The organism is Streptomyces sp. ID05-26A, assembly GCF_033794685.1.
GTDB lineage: Bacteria > Actinomycetota > Actinomycetes > Mycobacteriales > Pseudonocardiaceae > Lentzea.
The window spans coordinates 775,058-790,225 of record NZ_JARAYZ010000003.1; the positions used below are offsets into that span (position 1 = coordinate 775,058).

Annotated in this window: 6 protein-coding genes and 1 pseudogene; 1 reads left to right on the plus strand and 6 read right to left on the minus strand. The window is 70.4% G+C overall.

What is annotated here, in order from left to right; all coding sequences use genetic code 11:
• Nucleotides 1-64: 64 nt before the first annotated feature.
• Entirely contained in the window at nucleotides 65-1,270 is a 1,206-nt protein-coding gene (locus tag PV646_RS30805) for a lipopolysaccharide biosynthesis protein (RefSeq protein ID WP_500345785.1), read from the plus strand.
• Nucleotides 1,271-2,167: 897 nt separating this feature from the next.
• Here PV646_RS30805 and PV646_RS30810 read toward each other — a convergent pair.
• From PV646_RS30810 to PV646_RS30835, 6 genes and pseudogenes are all read right to left on the minus strand, one after another.
• A pseudogene (locus tag PV646_RS30810) lies at nucleotides 2,168-5,242 on the minus strand (alpha-(1->3)-arabinofuranosyltransferase); the annotation flags it as partial.
• 50 nt (nucleotides 5,243-5,292) lie between these two features.
• The gene (locus PV646_RS30815; RefSeq protein WP_500345786.1) at nucleotides 5,293-6,027 is read right to left on the minus strand and encodes a class I SAM-dependent methyltransferase; all 735 of its coding nucleotides are present in this window, start codon (nucleotides 6,025-6,027) and stop codon (nucleotides 5,293-5,295) included.
• A gap of 183 nt (nucleotides 6,028-6,210) precedes the next feature.
• Nucleotides 6,211-7,947: a hypothetical protein gene (locus tag PV646_RS30820; protein ID WP_500345787.1), complete on the minus strand. Its 1,737-nt coding sequence runs from the start codon at nucleotides 7,945-7,947 to the stop codon at nucleotides 6,211-6,213.
• Nucleotides 7,944-9,491, minus strand: a complete 1,548-nt coding sequence (locus tag PV646_RS30825) for a substrate-binding domain-containing protein (RefSeq protein ID WP_500345788.1) — start codon at nucleotides 9,489-9,491, stop codon at nucleotides 7,944-7,946. The genes PV646_RS30820 and PV646_RS30825 overlap by 4 nt, the downstream gene beginning before the upstream one ends.
• A 248-nt stretch (nucleotides 9,492-9,739) precedes the next feature.
• A complete protein-coding gene (locus PV646_RS30830; RefSeq protein ID WP_500345789.1) occupies nucleotides 9,740-13,852 on the minus strand; it encodes a glycoside hydrolase family 38 N-terminal domain-containing protein in 4,113 nt (1,370 codons plus the stop codon).
• Nucleotides 13,853-13,856: 4 nt separating this feature from the next.
• Complete coding sequence (locus PV646_RS30835) at nucleotides 13,857-15,155, minus strand: ABC transporter substrate-binding protein (protein WP_500345790.1); 1,299 nt, start codon at nucleotides 15,153-15,155, stop codon at nucleotides 13,857-13,859.
• Between the last annotated feature and the right edge of the window lie 13 nt (nucleotides 15,156-15,168).

A 15,168-nucleotide genomic window follows, 5' to 3' on the forward strand; every position in this document is an offset into this window, starting at 1 on the left:
AACCTGGACTGCGGGACTATAGTTCCCCAACCATTACCCTTCGGTAACTTAGGGGACGAAGCCAGTGGCGGAGACACTTCCGGCCAGGACCCGCGTCGACGCGATCGCGATCGCGGTGGCGTTCGGCGGCAGCAACGTCGCCAGCTACCTGCTCACGGTGATCGCCGCGCGGCTGCTCGCGCCGCCGGTCTTCGGGGAAATGGGCTCGCTGCTGGCGCTCCTGGCGATCGGCGCGGTGCCGGCGATGGGCTTGCAGACCGTGATCGCCCTGCGGGTGGCGCGGGCGCCCGAACAGGATCGCGGGCCGCTGGTGACGCTCGGCCTGATGACCAGTGCCACCGTCCTGGTCACCGCGCTGGCCGTCTCGCCCGTGCTGATGGCGTTGCTGCACCTGCCGGGGCCGTGGGCGGTGCTGCTGCTCGCCTGCTCGCTCGCGCCGATCACGCTCGTCGGCCTGTGCCACGGAATCCTGCAGGGTACGCAGCGGTTCCAGTCGATGGTCCGCCTGATCGCGACCGAGGGGGTCGGGCGGGTCGGCGGCACGCTGCTCGGCCTGCTCGTGTTCCGCACGCCCGCCGGGGCGTTCGCCGGGACGGTCGCGGGGTCGGTCGTCGTCGCCTTCGTGGGCTGGCTGATCTGCGGCAGACCGGTGCCGGGCCCCCGCACCGCGGGGCACGTGCGCGACGTGCTGCACACCGTGCAGGCGTTGCTGGCGCTGGTGCTCCTGGTGAACCTGGACCTGGTGCTGGCCCGGCACAGCCTTCCCGCCCGTGAGGCGGGGGAGTACGCGGTGGGCTCGGTGATCACCAAGATCGCGTACTGGCTGCCGTACGCGATCGCCGTCGTCGTCCTGCCCAAGCTGGCCGACGAGAAGGCCCGCCGCCGGATCGTGCCGATCGCGCTGGGCGTCTGCGCCGCCGTGGACGCCGTGGTGGTGCTGGGTTGCGCGGTGTTCGGTCGCACGGTGGTGTCGCTAGTCGGCGGTTCGGCCTACGCGGCGAGCAGCCTTCCGGTGTGGCCGTTCGCCCTGGTCGGATCGCTGCTGTCGCTCGTGCAGATCCTGTTGTACTCCAGGATCGCGGGCGCCGACCGCTGGTCCACGTCACTGACCTGGCTGGCGGTCGGGTTCGAGGTCGTGCTCGTTCTCGGCTGGTGGCACGGTTCGCCGACCCAGGTCGTCGCCGGGGCCGTCACCGCCACCGCTCTGCTCACCTGCTTCGGAGCCCTGATCGAGTTCCGGTCCCGGGTCGAACCAGTCAAGGCACGGTGACACCGCCGCGGCCAGGGCGACGAGGATGGCGGCCTGCGTGGCGGTTCCGTACGCCCAGCCCTGCCCGTGTCCCTGCAGGCGTCCGACGACCGCGATCGCGGTGGCGGTCGCCATCCCGGCGACGACGATCAAGGCCGTGACGTTGAACCGCGCGGTGAACCGCTGGGCCACGGCACGGACGAGCAGGCTCGCGATCAGCAGGACGACCGGCAGGATCCCGCCGACGGCCGCGAGCAGCACCACCAGCGCCGCCGGCACCCACCGCCTGCCCGCGGGGGACGTGGTGATCCGGACCCGTCTGCGCACCGGCACAAGCGTGACCAGCACCAGGAGCGCCGCGGCGACGGCGCCGGCCAGAAGCCGTTGCCGGTAGGTGGTGTCGGGCTCGAAGTCCAGCACCACGGTCGTCACGCCACCGGCCGGCAGCACCCAGGCCTGCTGCCACCCGTCGACCCTGGTGCGGGCGAGCGGCTTGCCGTCCACCTTGGCCACCCAGCCGTCGTTGGCGTTCTCCGGGATGCTGAGGACCGCGGCCTGCCCGGCGGCCACCCGCAGTTCTCGGTGCGCGGCATCCCATCGCTCGAAGTCGATCGCGCGGTGACCCGGCGGCGCGGTGGCCGCCGCGGTGCTGGGCCGAAGGGTGAGGTCCTGCACCACGAAGGAGGCCGATCGAGCTGTGCTCACCTCGTGCTCCCGGCCTCCGAGGTCGACGCCTTCGACCAGGTCCCGACAGGTGCCCAGCGGTAGCGGACGGTGCTGAAACACGTCCCGCAGCGTGCCGGAAACCGTGGTGGCGTAGGCGGTTCCGTCGATGGTGACGGCCGGGCCGGAGCCGCACGGCACGGTGAACGGGGTGTCCAGCGGGATCGGCCGCACCAGATCGGGCGCACCGACGATCTCGACGTCGCTGATGCCCACCGGTCCCGGAACGCGGTCGGGAACCCCTTCGCTCTTCTTGATCGTGATGTCCAGCCGGTCGGTGGTCGCGACGAAGTCGACCGAGCCGTCGGAGAACACCGGCACGGTCCGGCTCAGCTCCGGGGTGGTGATCTGCACCTCGGTCGGGCGGGACGCGCCGGACAGCGCCGACGTGGTCAGCCGCAAGCCGGTCACGTCGCGGGCGGCGGGCCAGGCCAGGCGCAGCGTGGGTTCCTCGTCGGTGTAGTCGGCGATCCACGTCGTGGTGGGGTTCACGTCGACCGCGGCCAGAGGCGCGGCGCCCGGGTCACCGGCCAACTGGGTCGTGCTGGAGACGGTCAACCCCGGTGCGGTGACGGGGAGGGTGCCGCCGACGGTGGGCAGGACCGTCCCTTCGAGACGGTAGTTGGCGTCGTCGCGGGTGCGGAAGAGCCGGTGGATCCCGTCGGGTTCCTCGCCGCTCCTGGCCAGTCCCACGTCGCACCGCTGGTCGCCGTCGGTGCCGGTGCAGGAGTAGCGCGGCTGAGGGCCGCGGCTGAAGGCGAAGGTCGTCTGCTGTCCGGGGCCGGGCAGGACGTCGGTGGGCACCCGCAACGCCCGTTGGGCGGTCACTCCGGGCACCGACAGTTCGGCGATGCCGACGGCGCCGCTGGTCAACTGCGCCGCCACCGACAGCACGGTGATCCGGACCCTGCTCGTGAGCCCGGGCGACACCGCGAACGCCTGCTCCGCGGCGCCCCTGGCGACCTCGTGGTCGCGGAAACCCGAGTCGGTGGTGATCCTGATCCGGGTGACCGGCCAGCCGACCCGGATGTCGTCGACCATCCGCAGCGCCACCTGGTCGACGACCCGCGGCGTGTCCAGGCCGACTTCGAGCCACTGCCCGGCCGGTCCGGCGAAGGTGGAGGACTGCCAGGCGCTGTACGGATCTCCGTCGATCGCGGCGAAGGGCATGGACGACGGGTCGGAGGCGCGGACGGAGTCCGCGAACCCGGCCGAACTCGAGGCGGTGACGCCGCGGATCCCGCGGTAGGCCGCGACCGTCAGGTGCTCCGGACCGGAGAACGGCAGGATGTCGGACGCCGGTCGGTCCTGCCTCGGCCGCTCGTCGGCGGTGAGCGTCTGGCTCAGGTTGTCGCGCACCCGCCCGACGTTGCGCTCCCGGTGCCGCAGCCCGTCGGTGACGAGCCAATCCCGGCTCTCGGGCGCGCCGCCGTCACCGGCCAGCACGGCAGGACGATCTCCCCGCAGCACTCCCGAGTCGAGCAGCGGCAACAGGGATTCCGGCCCACCGCTCACCGTCGCGACGTCCTCGGCGTTCACCGCGACCGCGCGTGGCACCGACCGCTTCACCTCGTAGATCTCCAACGCGGGCGCGGCCGCGGCGTCGAGGTCGATCGAGTTGACGACCGGCTGGTCACCCGGCTTGACCACCGGGCCGAACGTCATCACGCGTTCGATCCCGGCGGAGCGGGCCAGCGCGTCCCGCATCATCGTGACCGGTGGCGCATTGGTGGCGACCCGGTCGATGTCGTTGCGCACCAACAGGAACCTGTGCCCGGACCGAGCGAGGAAGTCGGCCAGTCCGGGTGCGCCGCGCCCGTCGGCGAGCGCGTCCTCGACCGCGTCCATGAGCCGGGTGTTGCCCTCGGAGCCGAGCGGGATCTGGCTGCGCAGTGCCCAGGGTGACCGGGCCAGCGCTTGGGCGGGCTCGTCGACCGTCTTGCCCCAGGTGTACTCGCCGAACCCGGTGCCGGGCAGCAGGAGGGTGCGGGCGTCCGGGTCGTTGTCGGCCAGCCACGTCATCGCGGAACGCCAGTAGTTCGGGATCTCCTGCCACCCCGGCCCCGGCCGCAACGTGAGCGTCCACGCGGGCACGGCCATCACGGCCACCAGCAGGACACCGACGGCGAGCCGGACCTTGCCCGCGACCGCGGTGGTCGCGGCGGCCGGGATTCGGACGCGTGACACCGCGTGCATGAACGCGAGCATCAACGGCAGCCGCAGGCCGGGCTCGAACTTGTGCACGTTGCGCAGGGGGGCCAGCGGACCGTCCAGCAGGGCGCGAACGGTGTGGGACAGCGGGCTGTCGAGCGCCCCGACGTAGCCGATGGTCATCACGGCGACGCCCGCGATGACGCCGATCGTCAGGAAGAGCCGCTCCGGCAGTCCGCGGCGAACCAGCCCGGCGAGGCCGGCCGCCGCGAGGAGCCCGGTGGCCAGCATCAGGACCGGGTTGTCGACCAGCATGAAACCGGAGGGCCACCACGGGCTGCCCTGCACGACGTAGGCCACCCACTGGTTGGTGCCGCGCAGGACCTGGAACAGCGACGTCGGAGCCGTGGTGTTGGCGGCCGACTCGACGTAGTCGACGAACGGCAGGCTGTACTCGCCGAGCAGCATCAGCGGCAGCAACCACCACAGCACGGCCGCCACCACGGACGCGAACCACCAGAGCACGAGCCGGACGTGCCGCGCTGTCCACTGCCGGGTCAGCAGCCACAGACCGGGCAGCAGCAGAACCGTGATCACCAGCGCGCCGTTCATCCCGCCGACGCCGAGGGTCGCCAGCCCGGACAGGCCGGCCGCCCGTCGTGGCGAGGAGATCCGGTCGGCCTTGATCAAGGGCAGCAGGATCCACGGCAGCATCACGGCGGCGATCATCTCCGCCGACAGCGGGCCGATCTCGGTGAGCATCCGCGGCGCCAGCGCGTACGCGACGGCCCCCAGGTACTGCGCCGGGGCGGTGCCGATCCGCAGCGCCCGCGCGACCGCGAGGACACCGCCGAACGCGCCGCACAGCAGCAGGGCGCACCACAGGCGTTGGGAGATCCACGGCGGCAGCCCGAGCACCTGGCACACCGCGAAGTACGGCCCCATCGGGAACAGGTAGCCGTACGCCTGGTTCTGCAGTTCGCCACCGCTGGCCGCGGGGTTCCACAGGTGCAGCGCGCGGCCGAGGAACGCCAGCGGGTCGACCACGAGGTCGAGCTTGGTGTCGAAGGTCGTGCGGCCGGGGCGTTGCAGGAACGACAGCAGCGTGAGACCCAGCATGACCCACGCCGTGGGGTTGCGGTGCAAGCCCACGGCCAACCTGAGGCGCGTCACCTCTTGCGGACGACGTATCTCGTGGACCGCCAGTGGCTGACCGGGATGTCCTCGGACACGCTGTCCACCACCTCACCGCCGTGCCCGGCCACCACGGCGCGGAGCCGGTCCGGCGCCAGCGCGGTCATCCGCATCGGCGCCGGGTAGCGCAGCACGACGCGTTGGCCCCAGGCCACCAGGCGGTAGGGCGCGAACCGCCAGAGCAGGCCCCTGAGCGTCCACAACGGACTCGTCGTGCACTGCAACACCGCCACGCCACCGGGACGCAGCACGCGCATGAACTCCGCCAGGTAGCCCTCGATCGCCGTGCGCGGCAGGTGTTGCAACACCAGTTCGGTGTAGACCAGGTCGAAATCGCCGTCGGGGAACCGGTGCAGATCCGGCGTGTCGTTGTGGACGAACCGGCACTTCCCGCCGCTGCGGTCCAGGTTCTCGGCGGTGGAGAGCATCGGCGGCGAGACGTCCACGCCGACGACCTCGTCGGCGTGCTCGGCCAGCGCCTGCGACAGCCGCCCGGCCCCGCACCCGAAGTCCAGCACCCGCCGCCAGGTCACCGGCAGGCCGAGCCGGGCGAGCCACTCACGGGCGACCGCCACGTCCTGCCGCCCCAGTTCGAGGAACTCGTCGACCTCCCACCGGCCGCCGCGCTTGTCCGGCGCCACGTGCACCGCCCACAGCGGATCCGCTTCGCCGAGCCGGGTCCAGTCGCGGCGCACCTGGTCGAAGGTCATTCGCGGGAGTGTAATGGCGCGACCCGGAAAGTTGGCGAGGTAATTCACGCTCAGCAGGGAGCCTCGCGGCACCGCCCCCGCACCCCCGTACATCCAGTACGAAGGCGCGGGGGCGGCACCACGATGCACCCGTCTGAACGCGAATTCCCCCGGCAACCTTCCGGGCCGCACCACTAGGTCGGGTCACGTCGTAGGGGAACCGATCCGGACGTCCACAACGCACATCGGGTCCACAGCGGTGCCGCGGTTGACCTCCAGCCGGTCTGAATTGCCGTTCACGACGACGTACAGCACGTGCAGGCCCTCGGCGAAGTTCACCTCCTGGGCGACCGTTCCCAGCGCGAGCCGCACCGGGCCCGCGCTGGAGGTGTAGTACTCCATCCGCAGCAGCCGACGGCCCTCCACCCGGCTGCTCAACGGAATCGTCACGACCTGGCCACCGACCGGGTAGCCGCAGTCGGCCACCGGCCCCTTCCTGCCGACGACCGGATCCTTGACGCCGGTGATCCTGCGCGGCGATCCGTTGTCGTCCAGCAGGAACATCTCCTCCGCCGGCTGGTCGAACTTCGGCCGCTGCGGGAGTTGACCGACCACCCTGGACGCTTTGCCGTCCTCGACGAGCCACACCGACATGATCGCGTCCGGGACGTTCGTGTCGTACAGCGCGATCGACGGGTTCGCCGCCAGCGCGGCACGCGCGGTGCTGACGTACTGCTCCGACTCGGCGAACCGCAGGCCGGGTGCGAGCCACAGGAAGCTGAACGTGGCGTTGATCCCGAGCAGCACCACCAGACCGAGCGCGACGGGCCTCCTCAGCCCGCCGGAGTGCTCACCGGGGCGGAGGTACGCGAACGTCGCGCAGAGCGCGGCGATCGGGACCGCGTCGGCGATGTAGCGGGGGTCGTTGCCGATCAGCGGCCCGATCTCGGGCAGCCGGGTCACGATCACCAGAAGCAGGTCGACCGCGAGATAACCGGCGAGCATCAGCCAGGCGGCCCCCGCGCGCCGGGGTGCCTTGAGCAGAGCGCCGGCGAGCACCAGCACCGCCAGCGCGGCCACGGCCAGGCGCAGCCACAGCGGCGACGTCGAGATGGTCGCACCGGGCGCGGGACCGGTCCACGGGCCGCCGAACAAGCCCGGCAGGAAGGTGTTCAGCACCGCGTTGCCGACGAACTGCGCGATGAAGTCCGCGGACGGCAGGTCTTCCTTGACCCGGCTGGTGGTCAGGGCGACGAACAGGACGGCGAACCCGGCGACGACGGCGCCGTGCGCGAGCCACACCCGCCAGGGCGCCTTTTCGCCCAGCAGCACCGTGATCCCGAACAGCACGGCGACGAACAGCGCCGCCTTCTCGTAGAAGGCCAGCCCGGCGACGGTCCACAGCACCGTGAAGACGACGTGCTTCGCCTCGCGGGTGCGCAGGTAGGTCAGGTGCGCGTTGATCGCGCCGAACATGGTCAGCAGCAACGGGAAGAGCTGCACGCCGTAGGCCCACCACAGCGTGGGGTACAGGATCAGGGGGGAGAACGCGTACACCGCGAACGGCAACAGCAGTGTCCAGCGCGACCCGAAGCACCGCGTCAGCACCCGCCAGAACAGCACGGACGCCACCGCGAGCATCACGAGCAGGGGGAGCACGGCGAACACGTGGCTCAGTGGCGCGACGGCCGTGATGAACCACGCCAGCAGGAACGTGCCGGGCGCCAGGTGGCCGCTGTAGTCCTGGAAGAGGTAGTCGAGGTCGAACGGTCCGTGGGTCGCCGCCCGGTGCAGGATCACGAAGTCGTCGTGCCCGAAGTAGCCGTTGAACGCCATCCAGGCGTGGATCGCGAACGGGATGACGCCGATCGCGACCGCGGCCAGGGTGATCGGCCGGGGCCAGGCCAGGACGATCTGCCGCGGTTCGGTGGTGGTGGTCACGTCTCCAGCAACCTGCCCATCGCTGCGTAGAACACGTCGACGATCTTGGTCGGGTCCTCGGTGGTGTAGGCGTCGCCGCCGGTCGCCCGCGAGATCGCCCGCAGCTCGACCGGGTCGATGTCCGGCCCGATGCCGATGCCGATGATCTGCAGCGGCCGTTTCGGGTCCTGCAACTCGGCCAGTTGGGCGAGCAGCTGTTCCTGGGTGATCCCCCGGGGGTCCTCGTTCTTGCCGTCGGTGAGCACCACCACCAGGTTGATCCGGCCCGGCTCCCAGTTCTGCCGGGCCGAGGTGTAGGCGGCCAGCACCGAGTCGTACAGGCCGGTGGCGCCGTTGGGGATCGCCTTGACCTTGCGGAGTTCGTCCAGCGAGCCGTCGGCCAGGAGTTCACCCATCGGCCGCACCGGCAGGAGTTCCTTGTAGTCCTTGTCGCCGTCGAGGTTCGTGGAGAACCGCCACAGGCCGATCTTCGTGGTCGGCTTGAACAGCCTGATGCCCAACTCGGCGGCCTTGATGGTGAGCGTCATCCGGTCGGCGGCGGCCCCAGGGACGAACTGGGCCATCGACCCGGACACGTCCAGCAGCACCTGCATCCGGGCGCTGCGGTTGACCGCCGCCCACTGGTTGAGCAGTTGGTCGGGATCGGCGGGAGGCGCGACCGGCCGGACCACCGCGGCGCTCGACCCCCCGAGGGCACGCCCGTCGGGCCCGCGAAGGCCCGCCTCGGCGAACTGCCCGGCGGAGGCCTGGTCGAGCAAGCGGCTCAGGAACTGTTGCGCCACATCACGTTTGCCCTGATCGGAACCGGGCAGGACGACGTACGGGTAGTCCAGCGAAGGCACGGCGGGATCGGCGTACACCCCGACCAGACCGTGTTTTCCCAAATCCGACTCCGGTGTCACCACGCCGTCCAGAGGCCGGGCGGGATCGAACAGCTCGGAGGGCTTCTGGACGGTGTGCTTGGTGAGCTTGCGCAGCGTCAGGGCATAGGAACCGGCCGGGTCCGGAGCGGATCCGGTCAGCTCACCTGTGGCGATCAACGCCGACAGGCCCGCCGGGTCGACGGCCGGGTCGACGAGTCCGATCGCCGGCTCGCCGCTGAACACCTGGGCCCAGGTGGGCGTGCGCTCTGGCCAGCCGAACTTCCGCGCGGCGGTCTCGGTCAGCCCCAGCACGATGGGCGAGGACGCGATCGACGGGCCCGTGACGGGGAGGTCCCACGCACCCCGCCGCTGGGCGCGCAGCAGCCACTGGGACGACTCCGGGATCCACACATCCGGTTTGGCCTGCGCGAGGGTCTGGACGGCCTCAGTGGAATCCCGCGCCACCACCTCGACTCGGTAGCACGCGGCACTGTCCTGTTCCGACACGCGGGCCACGGCCGAGGCGATGCCCGGCGCGGCCACGACGCTGAGCGTGGCGACCGTGTCACAACTCGAGGAGGAGAGCCGTTCGTGCAGGTAGTCGAAGCCGAGCCACCCGACGAGTGAAAGCACGAGCAGGATGCTCAGGATCACCACCGGTGAGTCCGAACGCCGAGCCACAGGCCCCAACCCCTCGTCGCCGCTGACTGGTCGAGGCAGCCTAGCCCGAGTTTCCCGGAAAAATTGATCTCGGAGGTTATCCGCGCAAGTCAGGAGCCGATAGATGTCGTTGGCCCGACCTGGGGTGAGGATCACCATGGGACGCGGGAGGCGGGCTGCGGAAGTGCGCCTTGCAAACCCGGCGAGTCGTTCCTTCGGCTCGGGTGAGCCGGCACCGACAGGCCGGTGCCGACTCGACCCCGCTCGGCCTATCGAATCGTGAGGGGCACCGCACGGGTGTAGTACAGCCTGCCGTGAGCGGACACCCGCACGAGCGTCCACCAGTGCGAGCCTGGACGGGCGGCACCTGTCGCCGCGGCTGTGACGTGCACCGTGATCTTGCCCTGGGGCGGGATCACGAACGGCTGAGTCCGGGGGCCGATGCGCACCGGATCGCTCCAGGTGCCGAACGGGCTGATCACGGTGACTTCGCCGCGGACCTCGCTCTGTGCGCGGCTCTCCAGGGTCACCGGGAGCAGCGAACACTCGTGGGGACCGAGGTTCAGGGCGCTGGCCCTGAGCGACACCTCGAGCAGTTCGCGAGAGGTGTCGGACCCGGACACCACTTCGACGGTGTCCTCCAGCACTTGGCCGAAGTGATCGCGCACGCGCGCAGTGTGCAGGTGCCGTCCGGGCCGCGCGGTGACCTGACCGGTGAACTCGGCGAACTCGGCGCTCGCGAGGTCGTAGTCCCATACCTGGTCGTCGCCGAACTCGACGCGACCTCTGGCTGGGCTGCCGCTGCAGGCGACCGTGATCTGGACCTGGCGAGTGGCACCGGGGCTCAGCCGGACGTGGCTCGGGTTGACGTGCACGGTCACCGGCAGGTTGCCGATGGGCGCGGGCCCGGTGTTGTGACGCCAGTAGCGCGTGTAGATCGGATCGATGGCGGTGTGCGGGGCCGCACCGGAGTTCTGCCCGAACTGCGGGCGGATGGCCGGCACCAGGCGGATGGTCGCGACGTCCGCCGCTCCGAGCTCTACCGCCGCCTGTCCTGAGTGGACGGTCAGTCGCTCCAGGTCGTGTTCCTCCAGCAGGTCTGTGCGGTAGGCCGCTTCCAGGCCGCCGTACAGCGACACCGCGGCGGTGACCGGCGTCCCGGCCGGCTCGTACAGCCGGACCGCGATGTCCGTGCCGGGGTCGTTGCCCAGACAGGATGCGAGCGGATTGCCCAGGACCTTGGCGGAGGTGAGCAGCGCGTCCGGTGGGGTCACGGTCAGCAGGGCCAGTTCACGGGGCAGGTCGCCGGGGGTGGACGGGACTTGGCGGGCGTGCACGGGGTGGTTGACGTCCTGGCCCGCCTTGGCGAACCCGGCCCGGCGCCAGTCCCTGGCACCCGAGATCAGGCTGAGGTCGAACGTGTGGGACCAGTGCTGCCAGGCGAAACTGGACCCGTCCGGCACCGTGCGCCGGTCGCCGTCGATCCACACGCCGGCGGGCCAGCCGCTGCACGACCGCATGAGCGACACGTGCAGCGTGCCATCCGGTGCCACGACGAATCCCGGAGTGCCGCGGTTGACGACGGCGACCGAGTGATCGGTCGCCGGATCGGTCGTGCCACCTGGGCCGGCGACCTCGACGCACGCGTCGCCCAGATCGTCGATCAGGGCGAGCACGTCCGTCACGATCAGCACTGGCAGGTCTCGCGGCCCGCGCAGGTCCGCGGAGGGCTTCCAGTGCTGCGCCCGGCACTGTGACGACGGCACGAACACCATGCCGGACTCAGCGAGTGAAGCACGGTACTCCGCGGGTGCGCTGTCGAGCACCTGCGCGGTGAACTCGTTGTGGCCCAGGACGATTCGGACATCGGGCAGGTTGGAGTCCACGTCCAGGGCGCCGTAGCGGGGGCCGGCAGGACGGGTGCAGGTCGCGGTGACACCCTTGGCCACCAACGCCGCCATCACACCACGCGCGTCCGAATCCGCGATCACCTCGGCGACGCCGATGGCGTGCACGACTCCGTCCGGCAACCGCAGCCGCACGGTCGCGGAGAGTCCGGCCCAGGTGTGCGCGGGGCTGTCGAGCGTCCACAGATCCGCCGCGGCGTCGGTGTCCGGAAAACCGAACGAACGCCCGACCGCGGCGAAACCGACCTCGGCGACGGGAAGTGTTCCCGGCAGGTCGAAGGCGAACCGGCTGCGCAGCAACCGGTCCTGGCCGATCGAACCGTCCACGAAGGACCGGATGTCCACGCGAGGCAGTCCGTTCCACAGCGTCACCTGCTGGGTGATCCGCAGATCCCCGAGCGAGGCGACGCTGACGACGCGTTCGCCGACCATGCTCGACTCGACGTGAACCTCGGCCTTCCCAGCGCTGACACCGGGTCCCTTGGGCAGCAGGTGCCACGGCCCCTCGCCCCACACCGGATGACCGGAATGCTCCTCCTGGACCAGCAGTTCCGCCGCGAGACCGCCGGGCCGCACCAGTTCGCGTCCTGCCACGCGGTCGTACACGCTCGACAACGCGCCGCCGCGCGCGGGATCCGCCTCGACGACGAACGATTCGGAAGCAGCCGCAGTCCCAGGCCGCGGCGTCCACGGCGGAGGTGTCGTGGCGGCGTTGACCACGCGGTACACCCGATAGCCGGTCGCGGGCACCTCGCGGGCCAGGAACGTCAGCGTCAGTTCCAATGAGCCGTCTCGGTGCCGGACCACGCTCTCGGTCACCGCCGCTACGGAGTTGCCCTCGGTGTCCTCGACGCGGGCGCCCTGGAAGCCCGGTAGACGAACGGTCGCGGTGGCCATGGCGTCGCGGGCGAAGGCAAGCGCGTTCACGACGACGACGGCTTCGCCGGGACCGGTGGTGTCGGCACAGGCCGCCAGGTGGTCGATCGCCTCGGTGAGCACCGTGCGGCCCAGTTCGTCCGCCTCGCGCCATCCGGTCAGCAGGTCCAGGTAGACCTGGTCGGACTCGGTGCCGGTGATGGCGTCGTGGTGCGCGCCGTAGATCAGTTGACGCCACGCCTTGTCCAGCGCGAGAGCCGGATACCGTGCGCCGAGCAACGTGGTGATCGCGGCGAGCCGTTCGCCGTCGAGCACCGCCACCTCGGCCGCTCGCTGGGCCTGCTTGGTGTCGATGTAGGAGACGTCCTTGCCGGTGTAGACCGGGTTCATGTCCCTGGTCTGGGGGCTGAACGTGACCGAGCGGGCCTCGGCGTCCGCGCGCACCGCGGCGAAGAACTCACGAGGCAGTCCCACCACGAATCGCGGCCAGACGTAGCGCGCGTTCCACTCGCGGTGGATCTCGGTGCAGAACCGCGACGGCACGTTGTGGTCGTGCCCCACCGGCAGCAACACGTTCCTGGTGGCCGCGACCTTGCGCAAGGTGGTGAACTGGCGGTAGGCCTCCGCCATGGCCTCGTCCAGAGTGGACTTGCGTTCGATCTCCCACCCGGCCACGTAGTGATCGGCCAGGTACGAGGTGAGCACGCCGCGGCCGCTGGGCGAGATCCACTCGAACTCCGACGGGAACTGCATCCTGGTGATGTCATCGGTGTGCCGCTTGGCCCCGACGTGGTGCCACGGTCCGCGGGCCCACACGCTGGAATCGAGTCCCGCGTCGGCCATCAACCCCGGATAGGACGGATCGTGCCCGAACACGTCGAGCATCCACGCCGTGCGCGGATCGGCGCCCAGCACGTCACGCTGGTAGCCGACGCCGTAGACGGCGTTGCGGATCGTCGACTCCGGATGGGTGAGGTTGGTGTTGGCCTCGTTGTAGTTGCCGCCGACGATCTCGATCCGGCCCTCGCGCAGGAACCGGCGCAGGTCCTGCCGGTCACCCGGCACGCTGTCCCAGTGCGGTTTGAGGTAGTCGACCTCGGCGAGCACGAACCGGTAGTCCTCGTCCTGCCGGGCGGCGTCGAGGTGGGCGCGCACGAGGTCGAAAGCGGAGAGCTGGAAGGGCATCCGCCTCGCCTGCGCGCCCGGCAGGTCGAGCCACGTCTCGGTGAACCCGGCCTGGGTGTTCCACCACACCGGGTCGTAGTGGAAGTGCGAGACCATCCACATCGTCCACCCGGTCTCCGCGGCGATGATCGTGACGTCCCACGTCGACGGCGGCGTACCACTGACCGGTGCGACGACGACGGCGGCCGGGTAGGTCGTGCCCGCGGTGGCGGGTGCCGAGAAGACGACGCCCACCTCGGCCACGGCCTCGCCGGAGCCTGCCGCGACCCGAACCGGCTCCGGTGTGCGGACGAGAGGGCCGGTGATCCGCACCCACACCGGTTCGGGTCGAGGCTTCGACAGCGTGACCCGAACCAGTTGGCGTGGAGCGGAAGCAGATCCGGTGAACAGATCCGTGCTTTCGACGAACACCACGGTGTTACTTGGCCCCGTTCAGAGCGGCTTCGGCGTCGCGGAAGTACAGCGCGACCGCGTCGGGGATGGACATCTTGCCGAACGCGACCTGCTTGGCCGACGCGTCCAGGGCGGACTTCGCGTCGCTGTACCCAGGGGGTGCGGTCGGCGCGGCGGGCAGCGCGTCCTTCGCGACCTCGCCGGCCACGTACTGCGCGTAGGTGACGTCTCGCTTGTCGGACGCGGTCAGCGTCGGCGTCAGGGTTTCCAGTGCTTTGTCCGACGGTGGGATGCCACGGGTCATGGCCATCGCTTTGATCGCGTCGACGTCGCTCACGAAGAAGTCGATCAGTTTGGCCGCGCCCTCCGCGTTCTTGCTCTTGACCGGAATGCTGAGAAGGACGCCGCCGCTGAGAGCCTGCCCGGTCTTGCCGTTGCCGCCGCGGGGAACCACCACGACGTCGAGGGTGTGCTGGGTCAGCGGCTGCATCTGCGCGAGTCCCCAGCCCGTGGTCATCGCGATCTGACCCGAGATCAACGGGTGGTTGCCCGTCGCGGAGTCGGTGCTGGACAGCATCTCGGGCGGGCAGATGGCGCCGGACTTGCGCAGGCCCTCCCAGAAGGTGAACCACTCGGTCAGGTCGTCCTTGGTGAACGCGAGCTTGCCCTCGGCGTTGTAGAGGTCCTTCCCGCGCTGCCGCAGCCACGGCTGGAAGGCTCCGGAGTCGTCCTTGGACGCGTCCAGCGCGCCGTACTTGCCCTGTCCCATGGCCTTCGACAGTTCACCGGCGATGCGCCCGAAGTCGTCCCACGTCCAGTCGTCGGCCGGTGCCGGGATCTTGGTCTGCTCGAAGACGGTCTTGTCGTAGAGGATCGGGGCGAAACCGGAACCGGACGGCACACCGTAGGTCTTGCCGCTCACCGCACCGGCGGAGAGCACCGCGGGATACAGCGTGTCCAGGTGGATCGTGCCGGGGATGAACGAGGACAGGTCGGTCAGCACGTCCTTGGCCGCGTACGTGCTGACCAGCGCCGTGTCCATCTGGAAGAGGTCCGGCGGGTTGCCGCCCGCGAACTCGGTGTTGAGCTTGTTGAAGTACCCGTCGTAGCCGGAGTACTGGGCGTCGACCTTGATACCGGTCTTCTCGGTGAAGATCTTCAGCGCGGCCTGGTAGGCCTTGTTGCGCGCTTCACCGCCCCACCACCGGAACGTCAGCGAGTTGTTCGACGGACCGCTGCTGCTGGGCGGCGCGAAACCGCAACCGGACAGTGAGGACGCGGCGAGACCACCGGCCGCGAGGCCGAGGAAACCTCTTCTGGACATGGGAGTGGGCATG

Coding starts and splice junctions, on each gene's coding strand:
- PV646_RS30835 (WP_500345790.1), bottom strand. CDS start 15,155: ATGTCCAGAAGAGGTTTCCTCGGCCTCGCGGCCGGTGGTCTCGCCGCG.
- PV646_RS30815 (WP_500345786.1), bottom strand. CDS start 6,027: ATGACCTTCGACCAGGTGCGCCGCGACTGGACCCGGCTCGGCGAAGCG.